Here is a 25,282-nt window from a genome sequence, read left to right as displayed (position 1 = left end):
TCAGCTCTCGCTGAAACTGTCGATCGCCCCCAGCAGGGTGGCAACTTCGCGCCGTTCCTGGTCGCTCAGTTCGGGTCGCCAGACATCGAACAGGAGTACGATGCGGGTCTCGTCCGCTTCGTTCTTCGCTTCATGTTCGATCGTGTCATCGAAGATCACGATCTTGCCTTCCTGCCAGTGATGCGTCTCACTGCCGACGCGTAGCCAGGCCGGGCCGGGCACGATCAGCGGCAGGTGACAGATCAGCCGCGTGTTCACCATGCCATTGTGCGGCGGGATGTGTGCGCCGGGCTTCAGGACCGAAAACAAGACGGATGGGCACTTGCCGTCTGCAAAATCAAGCGGGACGCGTTCAAGCGCGGCCGTGGTGATCGGGCAACGGGCGCAGTTGGCTTCGATCTTCTGCCCGTCTTTCCAGAGATAGAAGGCGCTCCAGTCTGTATTGTCGAGCAGGTGATGGTCCTGTCCGCCAAGATGGCCTGCACCGCGCTCGATATAGGGACGGAAGCTCGCCTGGTCCTCGGCGAGGACGGTGCGGAGTTCGGCCTGTATGTCAGGGGTTCTGTCTTCCATATCCTGTACCCAGTCGAACTGAGCCGTGTCGTAGAACTGGATCTGGGGCAGGCCGGGGAAATAATAGCGGCGCGGTTCCTGGAGATAGACGGGCTGGCGTCCAAGCAGGATGTCGAGGGACTGGTTGAATCGGGCCGAGCGCTCGGAAGGCGGGATCAGACCGTCCAGCCGGGCGGCATAGTCCGAGGCATAAACGGCGAGCCGGGTCTGGGCGCGCTGCAGGCCGGCCTGAACCGTAGCGGGAAGGTTCGGCATCTGGCCGGCGAGGGCGAGTGCGGCGCGATACCCGTCACTGGCGGCCTGGATATTGCCGCCCGAATGGCTGACATCGCCGAGCAAGAGCAGGCTGCCAAGATCGTTCGGGGATTGTGCCAGCACGGTGTGCAGCGTGTCGGCGGCCCCGTTCCAGTCTCCGGCGCGGGCCCGGTCGAGGGCAGCCTGTTTCAATTGGCTGAGTGAAGTCGTGTCAGTCATGACCTGATCGTCGTCCAGTTTCGGGCGCAGCGTCAATAGTGACGCGGGAACCGCCCGTAGCCTGTGGACGAATCCCTCAAGCTCGGCTATCGGGCGCCATGACTGAGCAGAGACACGAACGCGCCCTCATCGTCGATTTCGGCAGCCAGGTGACGCAACTGATCGCACGACGCCTGCGCGAGAGCGGCGTCTATTGTGAAATCCATCCTTTCAACAAGGTCGATGCGGCGTTTCTCGGTGAGTATGACCCGCAGGCCGTGATCCTGTCGGGCGGACCTTCCAGCGTGACATGGGACGACAGCCCGCGCGCCGATGATGCGATCTTCGACCTCGGCGTGCCGGTGCTCGGCATCTGCTATGGCCAACAGGTCATGATGCAGCAACTGGGTGGCAAGGTCGAAAGCGGCACGAGCCGTGAATTCGGCCGGGCTTTCATCGAGAAGGTCGTCGATGACCCGATCCTGTCAGACCTGTTCCATTCAGGTGATAGCGAGCAAGTCTGGATGAGCCATGGCGACCATGTCGCCGATATGGCGCCGGGCTTTGGCGTGATCGCGAAATCACCGGGCGCGCCCTATGCCATCATTTCGGACCCCGAGCGCAAATTCTATGGTACGCAATTCCATCCGGAAGTTGTTCATACAGTGCATGGGCGCGAATTGCTGCGCAATTTCACGCATGGCGTGGCGGGCCTGAAGGGCGACTGGACAATGGCGGCCTACCGGGCCGAAGCCATTGAGAAAATCCGCGAGCAGGTCGGCAAGGGCCGGGTCATCTGTGGCCTGTCGGGCGGGGTGGATTCCTCGGTCGCCGCTGTGTTGATCCATGAAGCCATCGGCGACCAGCTGACCTGTGTTTACGTCGATCACGGACTGATGCGCCAGGGCGAAAGCGAGCAGGTGGTGAGCCTGTTCCGCGAACATTACAACATCCCGCTCGTGCATGTGGATGCATCGGACCTGTTCCTCGGCAAGCTGGAAGGCGTGTCCGACCCTGAACGCAAGCGCAAGATCATCGGCGGCCTGTTCATCGATGTGTTCGATGAGGAAGCCAAGAAGATCGGCGGCGCGGATTTCCTCGCGCAGGGTACGCTCTATCCGGACGTGATCGAGAGCGTCTCGGCCATTGGCGGGCCAAGCGTGACGATCAAGAGCCACCACAATGTTGGCGGCCTGCCGGAACGCATGAACATGAAACTGGTCGAGCCGCTCCGCGAGTTGTTCAAGGATGAAGTGCGCGCGCTGGGCCGTGAGCTTGGCCTGCCGGAGAGCTTTATCGGGCGGCACCCATTCCCCGGACCGGGCCTTGCGATCCGCATTCCCGGCGAGATCACGCGCGAGAAGGCCGACACGCTGCGCAAGGCGGACGCGATCTATATCGACGAGATCCGCAAGGCGGGACTGTACGACGAAATCTGGCAGGCCTTCAGCGTTTTGCTGCCGGTCAATACGGTTGGCGTGATGGGGGACGAGCGTACCTATGAGGCCGTGCTGGCCCTGCGCGCGGTCACATCAACAGATGGTATGACGGCGGACTATTATCCGTATGAGCATGATTTCCTCGGCCGCGTCGCGACCCGCATCATCAATGAGGTGAAGGGGGTCAACCGTGTCGTCTATGACGTGACCAGCAAGCCGCCCGGCACGATCGAGTGGGAATAGTGACTTTGCCCTGGGTGACGGTTATTCTCGGCTTGTTGTCCTGAGAGTCCATTTCTCGCCGCTCTGTACACGCGGCCCAAACGCGGTAGAATCGCCCGTATGACTGATCTGACCGACACGCTGAAACAGCTCTCCGCGCTTGGGCAGGAGACCCGGCTGCTGACGTTCCGGGCCCTCATGGAGGCGGGGCCGGAAGGTTTGCAGGCAGGCGCCATTGCCGAACATCTGGACGTCGCGCCTAACAAGCTGTCGGGACATCTCAACATATTGGTGAATTCCGGGCTGGTCAGCGTCGCGCGTGACGGGCGCCGGATGATCTATACGGCCAGGATTGATGGCGTGAACCAGTTGCTCTCGGTGCTTGTCGACAATTGCTGTCACGGTCATCCGGAAGTGTGTGATCCGCTCGCCAGGAAATCGAAGATAAATTGTTAAATCAATATTCGGCAGAATATTGAAATAAAGTCTGTATCGCGCTAAGGTCTTCCCAAAGTCGCACGGGAGGATGATATGCGAACTGGACTGAGGACGTACGCGATAATCGCTTTGACCGGTATGGGACTGGCGGCCTGCGCGGGCGCGCTGGACTCGGTCCGGGCGCCGGCCGAAACTTCTGCCACAACCGGTGACCTGGAGCTGCGCGCAAGCGGCTCTGGAAACTGGGATATCGACTGTGTCGCGGTCACCGGACGGGGTGAGGCGGATGCCAGCGTGAAGGGGCGGGGCTCAAACAGTACGGACATGTTGTTTGTGCGCGATGTCTCAACCGCCGCCTGCACCTATCAGACCGGGGCTTCGCCGGTCACCTTGAAATTGATGGAGGAAGGCCTGACATGCCCGTTCGGCGCGTTTGAAAGCGGGATTTGCCAGACAATTCTTACAGCTGAGACCAGCGGAACACTTCAATTATCGGTCAAATAATGTTTTAGAACCGCAACGTGACACGGGCGCGAAGCGGGAGAGAATATGCGACGAATTTTGTGGGCCTTCGCGCTGATGGCGCACATATGCTCTGTTGCCGAGGCGGAGGAGGCTTTTCGGCTCAGGGATGCCGTAGACACTCCGGCCTGGCTGACGCTCAAGGGTGAGACCCGCGTCCGCTATGAGACGCTGCAGGGGCAGTTTCGGGCCGGCGGTGAGGGCGGCGAACAATTGCTCCTGTTCCGCAGCCTATTGCTGGCTGAAGCAGACACCGGGCCGATCTCTTTCGGGGTCGAGATACAGGACAGCCGGACCTATCTGGCCGATACCGGCACGCCGCTTTCCAGCAGCATCGCCAATCCGCTGGACCTTCTCCAGCTCTATGCCCGTATCGACGAGTTGCCGGGCGTCTTCGGGGAGGGCTCGTCCAGCAAGTTGACCCTTGGGCGGCAGACGGTCTCCATCGGCTCGAAACGCCAGATCGAGCGCGTTGATTTTGCCAATGTCATCAAGAGCTATACCGGTGCGTATTTCGTCTCCACGGCTGAGCGCGGGGACGAACTCCATCTGGTCTATGTCGTGCCGACCGCGCGCTATCCGGATGCGCGGCCTGCGCTGGATGACAATGAACTGTCAGGGGATGAGGAACAGTGGGAGCGGCGCATCTGGGGCGTGCATTATCGCCGCGCGGATATCTTGCCGGCTTTGGCGCCGGGCCTCTGGGGCGAAGTGTTCGCCTACGGACTGGAAGAGCGGGATTCCGGCGACTTCCCGACGCCTGACAGGTCCTATTTCGCGCCGGGCTTTCGTCTGTACCGGAAGCCTGTTCCCGGACAGTGGGACATTGACCTAGAAGGCGCCCTTAGACGCGGCAGCCGCTACGCCTCAAACGATCCAATGGACACGCAAAGCCTTCAGGTGGAGGCCTCCATGCTGTTTGCCGCGGTCGGGTATACATTCGATACGCCATGGCAGCCACGCTTTGCGTTGGAATACTATCATGCCAGCGGCGACGAGGACCCGTTTGACCTCAATTACCACCAGCATGAGCGCCTGTTCGGGTCCCGGCGGACCGATCTCAATAATACCAGCATTCACGGGCCTCTGACTCCCGCCAATCTGAATGCGCCGGGCTTTCGGGTGGAAGTGAAACCGAATGCCCGATGGGACGCCCGATTCTACTATCATGCGGCGCATCTGGCGTCGAAGACTGACAGCTGGGTCATTGCCAAGCTGCGGGATCCGTCCGGCCAATCCGGCGATTTCATCGGACACACGCTGGACGGGCGGGCACGCTACTGGGTGCTGCCGGATAGTCTCCGCCTGGAACTCGGTGCCTCCGCCCTGATCTATGGCGAATTTGCCAAAGACGTGCCGGGTGGTCCAGATGGGGACGGGACACTGTTCGGATACGCACAACTTACCTTTACCTTCTAGGGAGCCATCCTGGACAGATTTGAACGCTATCTCGTCCTCCGGGAAGCGCTCCCATCGGGTCAGCATGCATGTAAATGTCTTCGGTATTTTTTTATTCGAGGACTTCAAGCTCGCGGGGATGTTTGCGTCTGGCGGGTACCGAGTGTGCAGAAGTTGGTCGCAATACATTCCTCGGTGTGGATTTGTGTCAATTTCAACGGCGGATCGACCCGGTTACGATTCAGACGATGGCGAAGTCAAGCGATTGCGGGTCTCGAAATCGGAAATCGTCAGGATGCCGTCCAATGGAAGGGGGCAGGCGCCTCCTTCCATTGGACTCCAGTGAGAGGATTGGTTGTTTTTGTTCAGCACTGTCTGGACTAGTAATTATCTTTGTTGTCCAGATCGTCGACCGATCCGTCCTTGTTCGTGTCGAGGGTCGAGAACATCCGCTTGCCGGACGCATGAAATTCGTCGAGGGAAAGATTCCCATCCTCGTCCTTGTCAAGCACGGTAAACCGGAAATCTGCCTGGTCGATTTGGCGTTTGCGCTGAGCCTCAAGTTGCTCGAGCAAGCGGGTTTCATATTCGGAAACATATTCTTCAGACTGGACATTTCCGTCTCCGTTGGCATCGCGTCTGAGATAGCCGTTCGCGCGCTCTGACATGAATTCGGCTTCGGTGACTTGCCCATCTCCATCGCGGTCATACTTTTGGAAGAATGCATCCTTGCTATGTCCGTCAGCTGAGCGACGTGGGGTTTCGGACTCAGGCGTGACTGTGGCCGCGCTTGCGGTCTCGGCTTCAGCCGACGCTTTGGTGTCATGGGTGGCACACGCGGCGAGAGGCGCGAGCGCCAGGGTCAACAAGACCGAGTAAATGGATTTCATGTTTGGGTTTCCGTTCTGGTGTAAGGGTTTTTACCGAGCAACTTCGAAAGTCAGGGAGGTTGTGTAGCTGCGTTCGTCAGTCTCCGCGCCTTCTGGCGCGTCCACCGCGTGACGGGTCATGAGGAGGTATTTGCCTGGCTTGTCGAAAGACAGGCTCACGGTTCCGGAGTCATCTGCATCTACATGGCGTTCGTATTTCGGCGTTTCATAAGTTCCGCCCTGCCGTTTGATTTCCACAGATTGGCCAGCAAGCGGCTGGCCATCGAAGAGGAGCTTGAATTCAAATCCCTCTCCTAGATAAATCTCGTTCGGGTGGGTGACGGGCGTGATAAGCAAGCGGCCGATTGGCAAGTTGACCGCCTCCCACGTGGAAGCTCCTTTCGTTACATAGACGTCAGCAACCGTTTCGGTCTGACTGGTGATGACCTCGGTTGCATTTTGAGGAACTTCCGCATCGGGTCCGAAAACCGCCTGCCATTCACCATCAACAAGGGCCTTCTTGCTTTTTCGACCCAAGCGGACACCGGTGGTAAATCGATAGGTTCCCTCGGTGTCCAGATCACTTTCCAGAACAACCAACTGGCGCAATTGGGTTAGGGTCTTGAAGTCTTCCCGCGCGCCATCCGGAAGAATGACATGATAGTCCTCCGAAAGAACGGCGATCTCTGGCATGAAGGGGTCTTCACTAAAGGATGCCTGCACAGTGACGTGATCGCCTTCCGTCGTGACGAATGCATTGGGATACATAAAAGATGTATGAGCGTAAGCGGCTGCGCAAAGCGTGGTAGCCGTCAAGATTCCGGCTGCGCCAAATTTCAGAATTGTCATAAAGACCCCTCAGTCACATTATTGAGAATAATTATCACTTGCATGTACTGAGAATGCGATTTAGTTGCAAGTAGAGATTTTTGATTTTTGCGGCGGCCGTCGTGCTCAGCGCCTTTTAAGTGCAGACAGCGCGTCTGCACGCTCAATCCACGGAGATTTTGATGCGAAAGACCTTGTCAGGCATGGCTTTGACATCCGTTCTGCTGGCCATGTTACCCGGTGTCGCGACGGCGGATATATTCAAACGACATCATGATCATGTTCTCGGAACGTCCCTGGATATTGTTGTGAATGCCCCCTCAGAGATAGATGCCGACAAGGCAGAGGAGGCGATTCTCAAGGAGATCGAACGTTTGCGCGGCGTATTCAGCACGTATGACAACTCCAGCGAGATATCGCGTCTAAATCGCTCCAGCGACACGACAGTGACTGACGACATGGTTCGTGTACTGGAGCGCTGTGAAGCCTATCGGATGCAAACGTCGAATGCGCTGAGCTGTCGTATTGGCAGCTTGATCGATACATGGGCCGTCGCCGCACGTGAGCACAAATTGCCAAACCGTCCCGCCATGCGAATAACTGCTGGAGAGATACGGCGCGCCAGTGTTGAAATTGATGCGGGGAAGGGAACCGTCAACCGACCGGATGAGGTGATTTTCGCTACCGATTCTTTGGCAAAGGGGTATATTCTGGACACGGCAGTCGAGGCGGCCATTGCCGCGTCCCCAGAGGTCTCAGGACTGTTGATAAACATTGGGGGTGACATACGGACCTGGGGCGCAGGCCCTCAAGACGGACAATGGGTCGTCGCGATCACCCGCGGCTCTGAGCTTGGAGAAGGCGGATCAGCGTTAGAAGGCCGTGTGCAGATAAATGAAGGGGCAGTCGCAACAAGCGGTTCGGGACCTCGTGATCGTTTGGTTGGGGGGCAGCCCTATAGCCATGTCATATCCCCCGCAGATGGCTGGCCAGTCTTTCACGCTCTCACAGCGACGGTCTATGCGTCAGATGCCATCACCGCAGACGCACTTGCAACGGCACTCCTGGTGATGGACCTCAAGAGAGGATTGAATCTCATGGAGAGTCTGCCGGGCGTAGAAGCGGAGATCGTGACGGAGGATGAAAGACATCATCAGACTTCAGGTTGGGCTGACCTGAAATCCGAAGAAAAGAAGAACAAGAAAATGGGGGCAAGCTGGCCGACGGGCTATGAGTTTTCCATTGAGTTCGAGATTCCCGATCAAGATATTGCAGACTATGAGCGCCCCTATGTGGCGGTATGGATTGCAGACAAAGACAGAAATTTGGTGCGGATCCTCATGCTCGCCGGTCAACAAGCGCGTTGGATGGAGGAGAACTATTACTGGCACCGCCGATTTGGCCGAAAGGCCGGGAGCCTTGTCGATGCGATCTCAGGTCCAACCCGGCGCCCCGGACAATACAAACTTGTATGGGATGGCCGGACAGATGATGGCCACACAGTTGGTCCAGGCGAGTACATCTTGCATCTTGAAGCTGCTCGCGAACATGGCGAGCATCAGCATGAGAGCGTTACTTTCACCCTTTCTGCTGATGCGTTCAATCATGAGATTGAGCCTGGGATTGAGCTTGGACACGTTTCGGTTCGGTTTGGCTCGACGGACTGATTTTCAAGTTGTTCCCTCGGAATATCCTCAAGACCCCTCAATCTCGACGGTAAAGCTGTGGCTGATGCCAGTTGGTGGAGCGGGAAATGGCGATGCTTTCTTCACAAAGATCAAGGCCTGACGATCAAACCTGGATGAGCCAGAGCTTTGGGAGACTTCAATGTGTTTGATCGTACCACGAGGGGAAACCGTGAATCGAATATGAGCGGATCCGGGACCGGACGCGCGTGGTCTACGCAGTTGGGACAAGTGTCTCATCACCTTTCCCGAATAGTTTGAATATTCCGAATTTCCTGCTGCTGCGGACTTGGCGCTTGTTGCAGACTCGCTGCTCGGTTCCTTGGCGGGTGCACTACTTGCGTTGGCAGACGCTTTGGCTCTTGGATGTGGGTTGTTGCCAACAGGTTTGTGTCCGGAAGGGTTGGTGGGTGTTTCAGCGAAGACCGCAGACGAACCTGTCATGGCCGGGTCTGCCTGAGCCGCAGGTTCAAGTTTACGATCCACAACAATAGGCTCGTCAACTTTTTCTTCAGGCAGAAGCGGATCAGAATCTGTGACGGAAGTTTCGGGTGTGGGCTCGTTTGGGTCGACCTTCTCGACTCTTGCGGTCTCCTTTGGTGACTGAGATGATGGCGGGGAGAGGGTGGCGGTTTGCTGTTCTGATTGGGCCGGGGCTGGCTCAGTTTCGCCCGCAGGGAGGGCGTCGGGCTGTAAAGTAGTCACCGACGAGGCCATTGTTCCAAACTGCACGCCGAAGCTGTTTCCTGCCACCAATGCCGGCGGAGCGTGAGGGACTGTATATGCCAGCACACTCAAGTGGGCTGTTGCTGCTGCTGACAGCGCAATCGAGAATTTGAGTACATTCGTTTTCGTCATTCTGTGGTGTCCTCAGTCACAATAGTGATATTGGTCCTGCCGCTCGCTCGAAGCTCTTTCACCAGCCCAAGAAGCTGCACAGCTGGCAGTTCACGGTCGGGAAGAAGGCGCAGGGAAGACGTATCTGCTGCCAGGTTATCGAGAAGGCTCTCTAGGCGGATCGGAACGCCTCCCCGGCGTAGTTGACCGGTCTTGTCGATCGACACCGCGTCTGGAGGGACGCAGCATTCGAGATCTTGGGTCTGAACAAATCTTACAGATGGATCAGGTGGGGAGGCGAGCGTTCCTGCAATCATGAAGAAGATCAGTATCAGGAATACGATGTTGATCAGTGAGATCACGGGATCGCGGCGGGTTTGCAGTTTGCTACGCTTCATGTCGGTTCCACCACGAGCACCTCAATCCAGGGCGCACGTTTCAGTTCAGCGAGGACATCAATCAGTGTTTGCGTGGTAACATCGTCTGTTAACTTGACCGCCACTGTCGGTACGCTTTCATCATTTTCATGTATTTCGAGCCTGTAAGCGAGATGACTCAGCGGGATCGCCTTTCCGTCCAGCAGAAGGGTATCAGTCCCAATGGTTAGTATAAGGATGGGGTTGTCGGAGGTCTTACCGGCGGCTGCAGTGGTTGAGGCTATCTCGACCTCGGAAAACTTTGAGAAACTAGAAGCCAGCATAAAGAAAAGCAGCAGCAGAAAGATCACGTCGATAAGGGACGTGATCGACGCGCGACGGCGTGCACGGGTGCGCTTAAGTGCCATATCCAGCAGCAACTATTTCTCTGGCTGACGTCTCGCGCGTCTCCGGTGTAACGAGGACTGTGAATGCATGCTCGGCGAAAGCGCGTTCGCGGTCAGTCTGAGCTTCAAACCAAGACAGCGCAATGGATGTAGGCATGGCGACGGAGAGGCCTGCGGCGGTGGTCAGCAGGGCGACCCAGATACCGCCAGCAAGGGCTGCCGGATCTACCTGTGATCCCGCAGATTGCAGGGCCTGGAACGCCTCAATCATCCCCAGCACCGTTCCGAGAAGCCCTAGCAGGGGGGCCAATTGAGCAATTGTATCAAGGACGCGAAAGCCACCTTCATAGGGTTGCAACGCGAGGTCGGCTTCGGCTTCTAGTCGGGCAACAAGGCCTTCTCGCCCGCGTAGCGGCAAAGCGGACAGAAGAATGTTCGCCAGCCAATGTTTCGATGCGCGGAGCTGATCTGATGCACCTTGCTCATCGCCAGCGTCCAGAGCGCGGATGGCAGATTTTAGCGGCTTCAGGCGTCCGATCTGATCCGACCGAAATTGCCAGTATTTGAAGCCTGTCAGGGCGAGCGTGAAAATGGATGCAAGCAGAAGGATGGTAAGGATGGGACCGCCGACATCATATAAGTTTTGAATCATTGCGAGCATGCGCGTTTCCAATCAGATTTCGCTTTGAAACTCAGTTCGCTGCGGGAATGTTTGGCGAATTGTTACGAGCACCATGCAGCTGTTGGCAGCCGCGCATGGTGCTCGCATCGGTGGGGTACTGTCTAAAAGGCTTTCGACACCGTGAACTTGATGTTCCGCCCAGCCGCCGGACGCGTAGAAAGGAGCGGCGTGTAATTATGATCGAACAGGTTTTCAAACCCGAAGCGGAAGGATGTGTCCTTCAGGACACCTTCCTGCGGAGTGATCGTTGCACGCAAATTGACAGTGGCAAAGCCCGGGGTCGTCGTGCCATCGCGGTCTGCTTCATCTGCCAGCACGAACTCGCTGGACAGATCGGCCAATCTCGAGAAGCGCTTGCCGAGCGTGAGGCGCAGCGTGTTGGCTGGAGCATTCGTCCAATCCGCAACGGTGCTGTCTGTGCGGGTCTGTTCTGCATCAACGATATTGGCGTTGAGGTCAGCATAGTAGCCGTCGCGGCGGGCGTACGATCCTTCAAGCTCCAGCCCCTGGATTTCGATCGAGTCCACACCTGAGTATGACGTGTTATCTTCCTGATCCGTGTGATAATAATTGGCCTTCATGGAAAGCGTATCATCCTGTCCAAGGACACCGATAAGGTCGTAGGATGCGCCGAACTCATAAGTCTTCCCGATCTCTGGCTGGCTCATATAGATCTCGTTCTCGAGGTCATCGAGAATGGGGAGGCTTTCCGTGTAAGCATAGCTTCCGAAGAGGGCGATGCCATTGTCAAACTGATAACGGAGCGATGCCCCGCCCATGAGCGCGTCATTGTCATAGCTCGCAGCGCTGCCATCATCGAGGGTCCCCTCGACTTCTGAGCTTTCAAACCGAAGGGCTGGTGCGAATGTCCATCCATCCAGAAAGTCGATCTGGTCGACTACGAACAGGGCGATGCGATTGTCTTCACCGCCTGGGGCCGAATTTGCATCAAGACGTTCTTTCTGGATGAACTCGATGCCCGTGCGCAAATCATGCACCAGAGCGCCTGTTTCAATATAGGCTGTGTTCTTCACGGTGAACTTCGTTGTCTCGTAGCGATGGTCGGCATCGACCGTGGCGAAGCATCCGAACGGGCCACTGCCGACAATACATTCCTGATCAATTTCCTGATTGGCGTAGGAATACACCGCATCAAGGTTCACCAAATCATTCGTGATGGGATTGAAATTGTAGGCAAGCGATATCGTTTCGGACTTGGTGTCTCGATCCACATTTCCAAATGCGCCGCCGGTCGTACCGAAGGAGTCGTATGGTTTGTCCCGTTCGGTTGTCTCAGAATTGGTGTAGCTGGCGCGCATGCTGTGGTCCCCGACCGTATAGCGGGCCTTCAGCAGATAGGAGGGCAGTTCAAATTCGCTGTTCTCAATGACATTGTCATTCCCATCTTCCTGATTGTGTTGCTCGCGCCAGGAATAGTTCGCAAGGAGCTCAAGGTTTTCCGTGGGTTGGACTGCGAGCGTGCTGGAGGAGTTGAATCCGTCCATATTGGTTGCGCCGCCGAGGGTTTGACGGAAGGCGAGCCCCGTTTCGCCGCCCGTGAGGTCTGACGCATCGATCGTCTCAAGGCGCACAACCCCACCGATAATACCAGATCCGTACTCAAAGCTTCCGACAGTCCCGCGGATCACTTCGACGCTCTTGTAGAGATACGGATCGGTATAGAGCTGGGTGCCAATACGATAAAGTTCTTCCGAGCCCACGCTCGCGCCATCGACCTGAATTGCTACTTTCTGGTCAGTTCCGTAAGTGCCGTTGGCGCCAAAGCCACGAATATTGATCCCGGATCCGGTCGGGGTGGAGCCGTTTACGAGGGAGACGCCAGGAACGGAGTCAATCAATTCCGCAACGGTGCCAGCTTGGCGGTCTTCTATTTCTTCCTGATCGACGACCGTGACTGGTGTGGCGGTGTCGGTCTGGACTTCCCTTTTACTCTCGCCGAGCGTCAGCGTGCCGAGGAACTCCTCACTGTCAGTGTTCGCGTCTTCCTGAGCGGAGGCTGGTGCCTGAAGCATAATGATCGATACGATCGCTGTGGCCCCGAACAGGGCGGTTTTACGGTTTACGATGTGGTTCATGGACCCCTCCAGATAATACGTTAATGCAACTCAGTCGCAATGTGGGGTCGGGATAGCGCGCGGTAATCTGTTTTGCAAATGAAAATTATTCGCAAAATGAGTCTTTTAGATCGTCACCTGCCAATTCGGGGTGTCGGCCTATCTGCCTGGAGGCAGATATTCACTCATATGCCGGCCATCTGGCGGCAACTCTGCCAGTCAATGAGGGATTGGGGCTGACATGTTGCGAATTGGAGTGGAGGGCTAACTTTCGAATACGTTATGCAAGTGGGCTAGCGCTTGAGAGATTTCAGCACGTCGAATGGACTGCTCGGGGGTGCTTCAGCTGTCGGCTCGGGCGCTTTTCGAGGTTGCGCCTTGGGCGCCGGTTTGGCACGCGTGCCCGCTTGCGAGTCGGCGGACGACTTCATGCTCAGGCTGATCCGCTTCTGCTCTATATCCACTTCCAGCACGCGAACGCGCACAATGTCGCCAGCTTTGACCACGTCGCGCGGTGACTCCACGAAGCGGTCTGCCAGTTGAGATATGTGAACGAGGCCATCCTGATGAACGCCAATATCTACAAAGGCGCCAAAGGCGGTGACGTTTGTCACGACGCCTTCCAGATTCATACCGGGATTGAGGTCGCCGATTTCGTTGACGCCTTCCTTGAAGCTCGCCGTCTGGAAGTCAGGTCTTGGATCGCGGCCTGGCTTTTCCAGTTCGGCGATAATGTCCCGGATTGTAGGAACGCCAAATGTCGCATCAGCGAAGTCAGCTGGGTTGAGTTGTGACAGGACTGCCTTGTTGCCGATCAGGGACTTCACTGATTGTTTCGTTGCCTTGGCGATGCGTTCGACAATTGGGTAGGACTCCGGGTGTACGGCGGATCCATCCAGCGGGTCCTTGCCTCCAATGATGCGCAGGAATCCAGCCGATTGCTCGAAACTCTTTGCGCCCATGCGTGGGACTTTCTTCAACTGTTTGCGTGTCAAGAACGGTCCATTCTGGTCGCGGAAAGCGACGATATTGCTGGCCAGCGTCGTATTAAGTCCGGAGACATGCGTGAGGAGGGGAGCGGAGGCTGTGTTGACGTCTACGCCAACCGCATTCACGCAGTCTTCCACAACCGCGTCGAGCGAGCGGGCGAGTGCACCCTGATCGACATCATGCTGGTACTGGCCGACGCCAATCGCTTTCGGTTCGATTTTGACCAGTTCGGCCAGCGGGTCCTGAAGGCGCCGTGCAATGGAAATTGCCCCACGCAAGCTGACATCCAGATTCGGAAACTCGTCAGCAGCTAGCTGTGAGGCCGAATAGACGGAGGCGCCAGCTTCCGAAACCATGATGCTGGCCAGTTTCAGCTCCGGTGCTGCCTCACCCAACTCAGCAACCAGAGCGTCCGTTTCCCGGCCGGCTGTGCCATTGCCAACGCCAACAAGATCCACGCCGTGCTTGGAGGCAAGTCGCGTTATGATGGTCAGTGCACCCGCGCGATCATTGCGCGGCGCATGAGGATAAATGGTGGCGGTATCGAGCAATTTGCCAGTCGCATCGACTACGGCAATCTTGCACCCGGTTCGGATGCCGGGATCAATGCCCATGACCGTTTTCTTTCCGGCCGGCGCGGCGAGAAGCAAATCCTTGAGATTGTTGGAGAATACTTGGATCGCTTCTGCCTCGGCACGCTCCTTCAAACGGGCCAGCGAGTCAGAGGCACCGGATTTGGCAAGCTTGGTCGACCACGCCTTTTCGGCGGTTTCCCGCATCCAGCGATCACCGATGCTACCCGATGCGTTAATGCCAAATTCCTGGCAGATTCGAGCGATTGCCTGACGCGGCGTATCAGCCTTGCGTGTCTGGATTCCGACCCCGACTTTCAGTACGCCTTCTTTCTCTCCGCGCAACATTGCGAGAGCGCGGTGGGACGGCATTTTCTCGAGCGGTTCAGCGAAGTCCGCATAATCCCGAAATTTGTCTGCCTGTTTGCCTTTGACCAGCCGTGAACTCAATTCACCCGCCTCCCAGACCTTTTCCCGGACGTGGCGGACGATGGATGGAGTTTCGACCATTCGTTCGATCAGAATGTCTCGGGCACCTTCGAGAGCTGCCGATACCGTTTCCACATCCTTGGTACTATCAACATAGGCAACAGCCAGTTTTTCAGGATCACCTGCACACTTCAGGAGTGTTTCGGCCAAAGGCTCGAGCCCCTGTTCACGTGCAATTGTCGCCCGCGTTCGACGTCTCGGCTTGTATGGTCGGTACAGGTCTTCCAACTCAACCTTGGTTTCAGCATTCCAGATCGCACGCTCAAGCGGGCGCGTGAGTTTTTGCTGCTCACCAATGGACGACAGGATTGTTTCACGCCTTGCTTGTAGCTCTGTCAGATAGGTGTAGCGCTCTGCCAATTGCCGCAATTGAGTGTCGTCCAGGCCGCCCGTACGTTCCTTCCGATAGCGAGCGATGAAAGGTATGGTCGCGCCCTCTTCAATGAGCGCAATCGTCGCCGCAACCTGCGCTTCGCGAACGCTGAGATCGCGGGCAATTATTTGAGCGATGGAAAAGGAAGCGGCGGATTCAGACAGCTTGACTGCAGGCATGAACACTTGGGCCTTCGTAATTAAGACAGTTCCAGAAAAAGAGGTGGTAAGCCGAAGCGATACCGCTGCCTTGCATCTTGGAGATCAAGGTTAACCAAATGTTGCGAAGAGCGGAATGGGATGTCATTCGCGCCATCTTTCGCAGCGCTCAAGTCTTGCTCTATAATTTGCCAAACCCGGCCTTGTTCAGGCCGGGTTCGTATGGGGGGCAAGTTCCGCGACGATGGTCGCCATAAGTGCCGTAAATCTCAAGATATCCGGCTTGACGTCATATGAGGCCAGCCATCGCCGCGACAATTTCGGGATGGACAATGTCACCATGGGCTACATTGATGCCGGCATGCAGATGTGGATCGGTCTTCACGGCTTGTTCGGTGCCCAAATCGGCCAGCGCCATCGCATAGGGCAGGGTGGCGTTTGACAGGGCGATTGTGGATGTTCGGGCAACTGCTGCTGGCATATTGGTAACGCAATAGTGGCAGACACCGTCAACATTGTAGACGGGTTCGTCATGTGTGGTCGGACGGCTGGTTTCGAAACAGCCGCCTTGATCAATGGCGATATCCACAACCACTGATCCGGGCTTCATCATCGAGATTTGATCGGCTGAAACGACCTTTGGCGCAGCCGACCCGGGAAGCAGGACAGCCCCGACCACCAAATCAGCGGTCAGAAGTGAAGCTTCGATCGCAGCCGACGTGGAGTAAAGACAGCGGGCGCGACCCGCGAAGAATGCGTCCAGTTCCCGAAGACGATCAAGTGAGCGATCGAGGATGGTGACATTTGCTCCCAGCCCGACGGCCATTTCCGCCGCATTCCGTCCTGCGACGCCACCTCCGATGATGAGTACCTTGCCTGGAGCGACGCCGGTAACGCCACCCAATAGTGTTCCCGAGCCACCTTGAGCTATTTCAAGATACTTGGCGCCAGCCTGAACTGACAAGCGTCCGGCCACTTCACTCATTGGGGTAAGCAAAGGCAGGCGTCCAAACCGGTCGGTTACTGTTTCATAGGCAATGCAGGTAGCGCCCGACTTCAAAAGTCCGCGGGTCTGTTCAGGGTCTGGTGCCAGATGAAGATAGGTGAACAGCGTGTGTCGTGGTTGCAGGCGCGCGATCTCAACTGGTTGAGGTTCTTTCACCTTGATGATCATATCGGAAGAGTCGAACAATTCGTCCGCGTTCGTAGAAATTGTGCAGCCTGCAGATTCATACAATTCGTCAGAAAATCCGACCATTTCGCCCGCGCCGGTTTCGACGAATACGGAGTGACCCGACCGTACGAGTTCCTGGGCGCCTTGTGGCGTCAGGCCCACGCGGTATTCACGGTTCTTGAGTTCTTTTGGGGTGCCAATACGCAAGTCAACAATCCTTTGAAGTGTGGGTCCGATATTTGGAGAGGGGTCTAGAAGTTCGCGACCAGATTTATACGAAGTCGCTGTTGCCAGTCGTCGGTGGCAAACGGGATGAGGATTTCATCCTTGAGCCGGTATGCATACAGGCTCGTATTCATCTGGAGGTGCTCGCTGAGTGCGTAGGAGAACGAGTATGCATGCTGAAGATAGTTGCTGGCATATGGTATGTTATCTTGCGCAAAGGCCGCGAGTACCGAGTCGGCTTCTGCGACATGATAGCCATATCCGAAACTATAGGTTCCTGGCGCGCTCGCCTGTCCAAGCGATGCGGAGACTGAATAGCCTGTATCATAATCGTCCGCACCGAGATTGCGAACATATTCAGCCTTGATATCCAGTGGCCAGCGATCTCCAAAGCCGGAAAAGGACGCTTCCGTCATGATATTGAGAAGATCAAAATCGGACAGATAAGCGCCTGAACCATCAAGCAAGTTGGTGCGTGTATCACCGGAGTTTGCTGTGCCAACCGCCTCGATTTCATAGTCGTAATATCCGGCTGCAAATCCGAACTCCCACGCTTCGCTGGCTTTTTGATCGAGGGTGAGCTGAAATCCTGATGCTGTGCTGTCTTGGGCGGCGGTCGAACGCTCAATCGGGAAAAACAGCGCGCTACCCCCGATACGAGTCGAACCATTGTCGAGAGCCGCGTAGCTGGCTGCCAGGCCTTGCGGGTTCACATCGCCATCCCAGACGAGATCCGAGCGCCGGAATGGGTTCGCAAATTTTCCACCCAGAACGGACAATTTGCCGAACGTCTTGATGCCGTAAAGTTGGTCCAGGCTTACCTGAAGATCGTCATTGAAGTTGGAGAGCGAAACGTCGGCTGAATTTGGATCGTCAGGATCTCCAGTGACGAGCCTGGCACCAAGTTCGAGAGTAGGTGACGCGGCATATGTGGCCGCGATACGCCCACGCACGACGCCGCGCGCATCATCGCGTTCGTCGCCATCAGACGAGTTATGCTCATATCTGAGGCGGATATCGCCACTTATGTTGAGATTCCCAGTCTGGGCCGCAGGACGCGTATCTGCGACCGTGGCTTCTGCCACGACAACGCGGGACGTGTCCCGGTCGCTTGTTTCAAGCTTGGCTGGCACATTTGTCGCGTCTTTCAGCATCCGCTCAAGGCGCGCCAGTCGTTCGTCCTGTATGCGTAGTTTTTCCTGCAGCTCGGCGATGAGAGCTGCTGGATTATCCGTTGCGGCGTCCTGGGCCAGTGCGGCCATTGGCACCGTCGCAGAAGCGATAGCTATGATAGCGCTGGCTTTCAGGAGGTGAAATTTTGTCGAAACCGTATTCGGGTAGAACATCAGATTCCCCCCATCGCGATATACTTCACATTCAGATAGTCATCGAGGCCGTAGCGAGACCCCTCGCGCCCGATGCCGGATTCCTTGACGCCTCCGAAAGGTGTTGCCTCTCCTGAGATCGCAATATCGTTCAATCCAACCATGCCGACTTCCAATTGCTCAGCGACACGCCAGGCGCGCGAAAGGTTTCGGGTCCAGAAATATGCGGCGAGCCCATAAGGCGTATCATTGGCCAATGCGATGGCGTCTTCGTCGTTTTCGAAAACGAGAACCGGCGCAACTGGGCCAAAAATCTCAGTGTGCGCGATGTCCATATCCGTTGTGACATCGCGCAGGATGGTAGGCGGCATGAAATTTCCGACGTCTGAGGAGTGACGAGACGTGGACACTGTCGCGCCCTTTTCGACAGCGTCTGCTATCAGGGCCTGAACCTTGTCCTTAGCGGCGGTGTTGATCATTGGCCCCATGTCAGAAGATGGATCGAGTCCGTCCCCAACATTCATGGCCTCTGCCGCTGCCACGAATTTATCAAGGAATGCGTCCTTGATGGACGTGTGTAGTAAAATGCGATTGGCGCAGATGCATGTTTGTCCAGCATTGCGAAACTTCGCGACCAGTGCGCCTGCCACGGCTGCATCGATATCTGCATCATCGAACACGATAAGGGGTGCGTTCCCACCCAGTTCGAGTGACATACGTTTTACGCTGTCCGCGCTCTGCTGCATCAGCAGTTTTCCAACGCGCGTAGATCCGGTGAAGGAGATTTTGCGAACGAGTGGATGGCTGGTCAGTGCCTGGGCAACAGGCGCTGGATCTTTCGATGTGATGACCTGGAACACGCCGGCTGGGAAACCGGCATCCTCTGCCAGGCATTCCAGTGCCAGCGCCGACAAGGGCGTTTCATCGGATGGCTTCAGGATGATCACGCACCCGGCGGCCAGTGCAGGCGCAGCTTTGCGGGTTATCATGCCGCTCGGAAAGTTCCAGGGCGTAATGGCGCCGACGATCCCCACGGGTTGCTTGATGACGAGCTGTCGTCGAGAGGACGCGCTGGTCGGTATTACATCACCGTAAGCGCGTTTGGCTTCTTCAGCGAACCATTCAATATAGCTGGCATTGAACGTCACTTCCCGGCGGGCTTCTGCCAAAGGCTTGCCCTGTTCGAGTGTCAGTATTTCGCCAAGTTCTTTTTCTGATGCGAGAATAAGGTCATGCCACCGCCGCAGTATCGCTCCGCGTTCTCCCGCCGTCAGCCCGGCCCATGCAACCTGTGCATCATTTGCCAGCGCAATCGCCATTTCAGTTTCCGGCGCGCCCAGATCCGGCACTTTTGCCACAATGGATCCGTCTGCGGGATTGGTCACGGTAAATGATTTTGCCACAGACGATGCGGCTATGCGCTCCTTCAACCGGTGCAGCAGAGCATTCGACGTCGCTACGGAGTCCGCAGTCGAGACTTGCATGACGGACATGTCATGCGACTCCCAAGCGGGCAGCCGTTTCCGAAAGGCCGGCAGACGCGATGTCGATCAGTTCGTCTATTTCAGCATGCGTGATGGTAAGCGGAGGGCAGATCACCATTGCCTGTCCGACGGCACGCATAATCAGGCCGTTATCGAGGCATATGTCACGACAGATATTCGCCGCATTGTCTTCAGCCGTGAAGTGTTCGCGTGCTTCCCGTGACTTGATGAGCTGAAGACCGGCAATCAGGCCAGCTCCGCGTACTTCACCAATGATTGCATGTTCATTGAACAGCTGCTGGAGCCGTGCGTGCAGATAGGGGCCGACATCATTCTTTACGCGATCCACCAAGCCTTCGCGTTCGATAATGTTGATATTGGCATGCGCAACCGCGCAAGCGACGGGGTGCCCGGAATAGGTGTAGCCATGAGAGATGGGACCACCTTCATTGATGGTCTCAAATATCTCATCGCTGAAAGCCACCGCAGAAATCGGCAGATAGCCGGATGACATGCCTTTGGCCATCGGCATGATGTCAGGCTGGACACCATAGTGCTGGCATCCAAACCACTCCCCCAGACGTCCAAAACCACAGATGACTTCGTCTGATACCAGAAGGATATCATGCTTGCGGCAGATCTTCTGAATCTCGGGCCAGTAATTGGGAGGTGGATCAATGACGCCACCAGCGCCCTGAATTGGTTCGCCGATGAATGCGGCTATATTGTCTGCTCCAACTTCGAGAATTTTTTCTTCCAATGCATGCGCTGCCCGGAGACCGAACTCCTCGGGGCTCATATTCCCTCCGTGAGCGTACCAGTGGGGCTCCATGATATGCTCGAAGCCAGGAAGCATGGATGATCCCATATCATGCATGTGCTTCATGCCGCCGAGGCTGGTCGCGGCAAGCGTGCTGCCATGATATCCGAGATGACGCCCAATGAATTTGTGCTTCTTCGGCTTGCCCCGGACATGCCAGTAGTGGCGTGCCAGGCGGATTACGGTGTCATTCGCCTCGGATCCGGAATTGGCGAAAAAGAAATGGTTGAGGTTCCCCGGTGCGATCTCTGACAGTTTTTGCGCAAGTTCGATCTGGCTGGGCGTCGAGCTTTGAAAGAACGAGTTGTAGAATGGCAATTGTTCCATCTGCGCGGTCGCAACATCAACCAGTTCCTGGCGACCATACCCGACATTCACACACCAAAGGCCAGCCATCCCATCTAGGATCTTGTTATTGTCGCTGTCATAAACATAACAGCCGTCTGCGCTCGTTATGACGCGTACGCCACGTTCTGCGAGTGTCTTTGGATCGCAGAACGGGTGTATGTGGTGAGAGGCGTCCATGGCCTGCCACTGGGCTGTATTCCGATGCGCGATCGCCATTGTGCGTCCCTTTCAATTGTTTGAACCCATGTTGGGCTCAGGCGGCGGAAGGGAGAAGATGACTAAACCGATTGGAGTGGTGCGGTTTCAGCACCGATGGTGCATGACCAATGCGATGTGCCTATTTTGGCCAAAGACTGCGCATGCGCCGCGCGATTTCCTGATCCTGAACGTTGCTGTGAGTTTCGAGGGCGTCGACAACCCGCTTCTGATCCGCAAGCGGATGGGTCTGACTCAACTTTGTCACCGCATCGATGTTCGAAATGGTGATCCGGAAGGAGCGGATACGGGGAACCAGGCTGTCGACTTTGCCATTGGGTGCGTGCTCCATACGCCACGCGGATTGGGACGCCGCTTCGCTTTGGGCAATCGTGATCCGCATGATCTCCAGTTGAGCCTCGGCATCATCAATCGGATGAAGCGTCCCTCGTACTTGCGCAGCAATGTAGTTCCAGGTCGGAACTGTTGGCTGGTCCTTGTACCAGCTTGCCGAGATATATGCGTTCGGGCCATGAAAGGTCGCAAGCGCTTTTTGGCCGGCGGCCAGGGTGGTGGCGTGTGGATTGTTCCGTGCCATGTGCCCGACCAGCTCAGTGTGACCAGTTGATGTTGTCACCACGTACATGGGGACCGAGGTCGCATAGGGCAGGTCGCCGCAGCTGGTGATTATCTGGCCAAAGGGGTAGGCGGCTATGATCGAGAGCGGGTCAGACGCCCGATAAGGTTTCGGCACATACATGTGCCACGTCTCATTTGCATCGGTCATACTATATCCCTTGTATTTTCTGGGGTTAGTCTTCGCGTCGACAGACGGAAATGTGAGGCGCGAAATGTATAACAGCCGGTGCAGCAGGGGCACCAGAATACCTTTGCTTGGCACCTGAGTCTGCCGGTATCGAAATGTATTGTCACCACAAAGCGCGCGCCACCTCCTGATTGTCGCTGCGCTAACCTAGGAGACTATTCGTGACAGCATTCTCTCAGCGCGAACCGCAGTTCGGTGACATCGTGACGGCTTATGCTGGCAAATTGATGCCAGATGTTCAGATGCATACGTTCAGCCATACACACGAGATTTTCCCCACTCGCACCATCAAGGCTGGTGACACGGTGTCTGCCTTGCCATATGCGGCGACGCCGCTGAGCGATATGCCTATTCAGGCGAATGGTAAATCCTACGATCTGTTCGACTACGTATCCCAGAACCGCCTCGTCGGACTGTTGGCGATCAAAGATGGGCATATCGTTCACGAATACTATGATCAGGGCATCGGGCCGGATACGCGATGGATGTCGATGTCCATGGCCAAGTCGGTATCAACAACGCTGGTTGGTGCGGCGATCAAGGATGGCTTCATCAACAGCGTTGATGACCAACTCGTGAAGTACCTGCCTGAATTGTCCGGTAGTGGCTACGATGGGGTCTCCATCAAGCATTTGCTGCAGATGACGTCAGGTGTGAAGTGGGACGATACTCACACGGTGGCGGAGTCTGAGCGCCGCACCATGCTGGATCTCCAGGTTGGGCAAAAACCGGGTGAAATCATGAAATTCATGGCCTCTTTGCCCCGCATTGCCGAGCCGGGAACGGTCTGGAACTATAGCACGGGCGAGACCCATGTTGTGGGTGCGCTGGTCAAAGCGGCAACCGGGAAGTGGCTGTCTGACTATTGTTCCGAAACCATGTGGTCGCGTCTTGGCATGCAGGCGGACGCCGCATGGTGGCTGGAGTCGCCGGATGGGCTTGAGGTTGCCGGCAGTGGCATTTGTGCGAATTTGCATGATTATGCCCGATTGGGACTCTTCGCGTTGAATGGCGGGGTGATCGACGGGGAATCGGTCGTACCGGAAGGTTGGTTCACGGAAGCTACTGAGCCACGTATGGCGGGATCCGACCCATTGAACTATGGGTATATGTGGTGGCCCGTGCCTGACCGCGACGGTAATTTTAAGGAAGGCGCATTCAGCGCACGGGGAATCTTCGGGCAATATATCTACGTCAATCCCAGTCGTGGAATTGTGCTTACCGTCCTGAGTTGCCGGTCGAAGCCAAAATTCTCGGAAGCGATTCTGGATAATGATTTCTTCAATGCCGCTGTGGATGCGCTGAGCTAGCTGCCTGGCTTGAACTGAGGCGTGTCCTTGGCGATCGTGTTGGTCAGCCATTGACGGAATTTTCGCAAGCTTGGTTCGTTCCAGCGATCGTGACGGGCGATCAGCACATAGTCGCCCCGCCTTGCTGGAAAAGCCGGATTATCCTTGCCGATCCAGACCAGGTCGCCTCTTGCAAGGTGCTTTTCGGCGAGCAAGGGGTTGGTCAGGGCAATGCCCCGTCCGTGGCGGGACGCGTCACTCGTCAAGTTCCCCTGCCACAGGCGAGGACCTTTGAGCCCATCGGCACAATCGACGCCAAGAGAGTTTAGCCAGATTTCCCAGGTTTCGGTTGTGTTTTCATGAAGCAATTGATGGTTGAGCAGATCTTCGGGCGTGTTGATTTCTGGGGCGTTCTCGAGATAGTCCGGACTTGCTACCGGGATGATCGGAGATTGTGCGATCACCTGGCTTCTCAGGTGGGACGGAAGCTCATCAAGGTCTTCGTAGGAGGCCCAGTAGCGAATATCAGCCGTGGCCTCGTGGGAGAGAAAGTCCGGCGCACTGACAGACGGCTTGAGCTCGATTTCCACACCTTGGTTTGCGCGCTCAAGCGATGCCAAACGGCGCGACAGCCATTGCTGTGCAAATCCGGGCGTACTCCATATCAGAAGCTGGTGATGGATGCCTTGATTGAGCAGGTCCAGTGTGGCGTGCGCCACCATATCAAGGGCTTGAGCAATTGAGCGATGATAATCCTTGCCAGCTTCGGTCAGGATCAGGCCCGTCGGAACGCGTTCCACGAGGGTTATTCCGACCCATTCCTCAAGAGCCCGCAAGTGTCGGCTTAGAACTGCGTGGTCCCGGTCCAGCCATTTTGCCGCTTTTCGAACGCCGCCGAGCCGGGCGATGGCGTCGAACGCCCGCAATCCTTCGAATGGTGGAAGCGCTTTTCTGAGTGGGGGCTGTTGCCCGGTCTTGATCAGGTCGTCCTTACGGTCGGCCATTCTGGTTTCCCTATCATGGTATGTTTGTCGCGGGATTGACCTTCCGGCGGGTTCGTAAGTCAAGCTTTGCGCTGATTCCAGTGGGACCATGTGTTCGTCGCGCCTGATTTCATAGCGTGTCACTTATTCACCACCGGGTGACGATCTCGTTGCGCCTTGCCCGCGACGACGGGCTAACCAAAGTTGTACGCCCAAAGCGATCATGAACAACAACCAGATGCCGGCGGCGGCATTTATGAGTCGCCCGAACAGTCCACCTATCTGTCCGGTGTGGAGTGGGTAAAGAGATTCAATTACACGCTCTTCCGGAGCGCTGTTGGCAGCATCATGGTCCAGCAGAACCGTGCCGTCCAATCCGACGAATACGCGGGTTGCGCCGTAGAGACGCGGCATCTCTCCGGGTGCCTTCAAGCGAAATTTGTACCATTGCCGGTTCTCAGTGGGCAAATTGATTGCGGTGAGAGAGGACCCCGGATACTCGCCAAGTGCAACATCCATCGCGGTGCCCAAGTCCACGATGTGCGTGGGGACGAATTTTTGACTTTCAGGGGTTTGCTGTTCGACGTTCAGTCCATTTGCCAGCAGGTCAGACTGTGTGAGGGCAGTGCCCGCCAGGATGATGCAGAGCGCAGGAATTGCCCCCCAGAATCCCACGCGCCAATGCCAGCCAGACAATGCCGCAGCTGCCGGGACGGAGGAGGCTTGTGTAAATGCTTTGAGGCGCTTGCGCTGAGACCATCCAGCCATCAGCCCAAGGCTGATATTTGATATCAGAAGGAGACCGGAGATTGTGAGGAAGAGGTATCCCGTTGAGCCCAACATCAGCGATTTGTGAAATTGCGTCAGGGTTTCGAAGATAGCGCCGTCTGAAAACCGATTCGCGTCGGACCGATCACGGATGCGTGCACCGCTACCGTCAATTCGCACTGTGCGGCTTTCACCATTGCGGTCCAGATAAACATCATATTGACCATCCCGACCTCCGGATATCCAGATTGACGAGATTTCGTCGCCTTCCGATTGAAGCGTCTCGATTGTTTTGGCCAGGGCGGCAGTTTCGGTTTGAACGCTCTTCTGCCCGAGGAAGAACTCATCGATATCGGCTCGGAAACTAATCGCCAGGCCAGATGCGGCCTGGAGTGCCCACAAAGCGAGGAAGCTGAGGCTGACATATTTGTGGATGGACCGGACTCTCGGAAAACGCATGAAACCTCCAGTACCAAAGA

The 25,282-nt window shown here is 56.4% G+C and carries 22 protein-coding genes; 6 read left to right on the top strand and 16 right to left on the bottom strand.

The window, feature by feature from the left end:
• Nucleotides 1-1,047 (bottom strand): aspartyl/asparaginyl beta-hydroxylase domain-containing protein, encoded by a 1,047-nt coding sequence (locus L53_RS11415; protein ID WP_156947906.1) that lies wholly within the window; start codon nucleotides 1,045-1,047, stop codon nucleotides 1-3.
• Between the two features lie 98 nt (nucleotides 1,048-1,145).
• Between L53_RS11415 and guaA the strand changes: the two genes are divergently transcribed.
• The 4 genes from guaA (at nucleotide 1,146) to L53_RS11395 (ending at nucleotide 5,066) form a co-directional block, all read left to right on the top strand.
• Nucleotides 1,146-2,708, top strand: coding sequence for a glutamine-hydrolyzing GMP synthase (gene guaA / locus L53_RS11410; protein ID WP_034815473.1), 1,563 nt, complete (start codon nucleotides 1,146-1,148; stop codon nucleotides 2,706-2,708).
• 99 nt (nucleotides 2,709-2,807) lie between these two features.
• On the top strand, nucleotides 2,808-3,143 hold the full coding sequence (locus L53_RS11405) for a helix-turn-helix transcriptional regulator (RefSeq protein WP_034815462.1): 336 nt from the start codon (nucleotides 2,808-2,810) through the stop codon (nucleotides 3,141-3,143).
• Nucleotides 3,144-3,218: 75 nt separating this feature from the next.
• Nucleotides 3,219-3,629, top strand: coding sequence for a hypothetical protein (locus L53_RS11400; protein WP_156947905.1), 411 nt, complete (start codon nucleotides 3,219-3,221; stop codon nucleotides 3,627-3,629).
• A 45-nt stretch (nucleotides 3,630-3,674) separates the two neighbouring features.
• Nucleotides 3,675-5,066 carry an alginate export family protein gene (locus tag L53_RS11395; RefSeq protein ID WP_051607873.1) on the top strand — a complete coding sequence of 464 codons (1,392 nt, stop codon included), beginning with the start codon at nucleotides 3,675-3,677 and terminating at the stop codon, nucleotides 5,064-5,066.
• A gap of 359 nt (nucleotides 5,067-5,425) precedes the next feature.
• Here the strand turns inward: L53_RS11395 and L53_RS11390 are convergent, their stop codons facing one another.
• A complete protein-coding gene (locus L53_RS11390; RefSeq protein WP_051607872.1) occupies nucleotides 5,426-5,935 on the bottom strand; it encodes an EF-hand domain-containing protein in 510 nt (169 codons plus the stop codon).
• A gap of 30 nt (nucleotides 5,936-5,965) precedes the next feature.
• Nucleotides 5,966-6,763 carry a DUF4198 domain-containing protein gene (locus L53_RS11385; RefSeq protein WP_034815458.1) on the bottom strand — a complete coding sequence of 266 codons (798 nt, stop codon included), beginning with the start codon at nucleotides 6,761-6,763 and terminating at the stop codon, nucleotides 5,966-5,968.
• Nucleotides 6,764-6,945: 182 nt separating this feature from the next.
• On the opposite strand from L53_RS11385, the gene L53_RS11380 reads away from it, so the two are divergent.
• Nucleotides 6,946-8,409 carry a DUF2271 domain-containing protein gene (locus L53_RS11380; protein WP_034815456.1) on the top strand — a complete coding sequence of 488 codons (1,464 nt, stop codon included), beginning with the start codon at nucleotides 6,946-6,948 and terminating at the stop codon, nucleotides 8,407-8,409.
• A gap of 27 nt (nucleotides 8,410-8,436) precedes the next feature.
• On the opposite strand, the gene L53_RS16470 is transcribed toward L53_RS11380, so the two are convergent.
• The 11 genes from L53_RS16470 to L53_RS11325 form a co-directional block, all read right to left on the bottom strand.
• Nucleotides 8,437-9,285, bottom strand: a complete 849-nt coding sequence (locus tag L53_RS16470) for an energy transducer TonB (RefSeq protein WP_051607871.1) — start codon at nucleotides 9,283-9,285, stop codon at nucleotides 8,437-8,439.
• On the bottom strand, nucleotides 9,282-9,662 hold the full coding sequence (locus L53_RS11370; RefSeq protein WP_034815454.1) for a biopolymer transporter ExbD: 381 nt from the start codon (nucleotides 9,660-9,662) through the stop codon (nucleotides 9,282-9,284). Before L53_RS11370 ends, L53_RS16470 begins: the two co-directional genes overlap by 4 nt.
• Nucleotides 9,659-10,060, bottom strand: coding sequence for a biopolymer transporter ExbD (locus L53_RS11365; protein WP_156947904.1), 402 nt, complete (start codon nucleotides 10,058-10,060; stop codon nucleotides 9,659-9,661). Before L53_RS11365 ends, L53_RS11370 begins: the two co-directional genes overlap by 4 nt.
• Nucleotides 10,038-10,688 (bottom strand): MotA/TolQ/ExbB proton channel family protein, encoded by a 651-nt coding sequence (locus tag L53_RS11360; RefSeq protein ID WP_034815732.1) that lies wholly within the window; start codon nucleotides 10,686-10,688, stop codon nucleotides 10,038-10,040. The genes L53_RS11365 and L53_RS11360 overlap by 23 nt, the downstream gene beginning before the upstream one ends.
• 122 nt (nucleotides 10,689-10,810) lie before the next feature.
• Nucleotides 10,811-12,805, bottom strand: a complete 1,995-nt coding sequence (locus L53_RS11355) for a TonB-dependent receptor domain-containing protein (protein WP_198019800.1) — start codon at nucleotides 12,803-12,805, stop codon at nucleotides 10,811-10,813.
• A 272-nt stretch (nucleotides 12,806-13,077) separates the two neighbouring features.
• Nucleotides 13,078-15,387, bottom strand: coding sequence for a Tex family protein (locus L53_RS11350; protein WP_084333393.1), 2,310 nt, complete (start codon nucleotides 15,385-15,387; stop codon nucleotides 13,078-13,080).
• Between the two features lie 268 nt (nucleotides 15,388-15,655).
• A complete protein-coding gene (gene ald, locus L53_RS11345; protein WP_034815452.1) occupies nucleotides 15,656-16,747 on the bottom strand; it encodes an alanine dehydrogenase in 1,092 nt (363 codons plus the stop codon).
• 44 nt (nucleotides 16,748-16,791) lie between these two features.
• The gene (locus tag L53_RS11340) at nucleotides 16,792-18,111 is read right to left on the bottom strand and encodes a putative porin (RefSeq protein ID WP_034815450.1); all 1,320 of its coding nucleotides are present in this window, start codon (nucleotides 18,109-18,111) and stop codon (nucleotides 16,792-16,794) included.
• Nucleotides 18,111-19,583 carry an NAD-dependent succinate-semialdehyde dehydrogenase gene (locus tag L53_RS11335; protein WP_198019799.1) on the bottom strand — a complete coding sequence of 491 codons (1,473 nt, stop codon included), beginning with the start codon at nucleotides 19,581-19,583 and terminating at the stop codon, nucleotides 18,111-18,113. The genes L53_RS11340 and L53_RS11335 overlap by 1 nt, the downstream gene beginning before the upstream one ends.
• Nucleotide 19,584: 1 nt before the next feature.
• Entirely contained in the window at nucleotides 19,585-20,958 is a 1,374-nt protein-coding gene (locus L53_RS11330; RefSeq protein ID WP_034815447.1) for an aspartate aminotransferase family protein, read from the bottom strand.
• 121 nt (nucleotides 20,959-21,079) lie between these two features.
• Nucleotides 21,080-21,724: an FMN-binding negative transcriptional regulator gene (locus tag L53_RS11325; RefSeq protein ID WP_034815445.1), complete on the bottom strand. Its 645-nt coding sequence runs from the start codon at nucleotides 21,722-21,724 to the stop codon at nucleotides 21,080-21,082.
• A gap of 200 nt (nucleotides 21,725-21,924) precedes the next feature.
• On the opposite strand from L53_RS11325, the gene L53_RS11320 reads away from it, so the two are divergent.
• A complete protein-coding gene (locus tag L53_RS11320) occupies nucleotides 21,925-23,073 on the top strand; it encodes a serine hydrolase (RefSeq protein ID WP_034815443.1) in 1,149 nt (382 codons plus the stop codon).
• Here the strand turns inward: L53_RS11320 and L53_RS11315 are convergent.
• Together L53_RS11315 and L53_RS11310 are read right to left on the bottom strand one after the other, a co-directional pair.
• Entirely contained in the window at nucleotides 23,070-24,056 is a 987-nt protein-coding gene (locus tag L53_RS11315; RefSeq protein WP_051607869.1) for a LysR substrate-binding domain-containing protein, read from the bottom strand. The two genes, L53_RS11320 and L53_RS11315, sit on opposite strands and share 4 nt — an antisense overlap.
• A gap of 123 nt (nucleotides 24,057-24,179) precedes the next feature.
• Nucleotides 24,180-25,262 carry a PepSY domain-containing protein gene (locus L53_RS11310; RefSeq protein ID WP_034815440.1) on the bottom strand — a complete coding sequence of 361 codons (1,083 nt, stop codon included), beginning with the start codon at nucleotides 25,260-25,262 and terminating at the stop codon, nucleotides 24,180-24,182.
• Nucleotides 25,263-25,282 lie beyond the last annotated feature (20 nt).

Origin of the sequence: Hyphomonas sp. L-53-1-40 (assembly GCF_000682775.1) — a bacterium.
In the GTDB taxonomy this organism is placed as follows: Bacteria; Pseudomonadota; Alphaproteobacteria; order Caulobacterales; family Hyphomonadaceae; genus Hyphomonas.
Note: the sequence above shows the minus strand (reverse complement) of the source record. Positions and strands in the feature narration are given on the sequence as shown.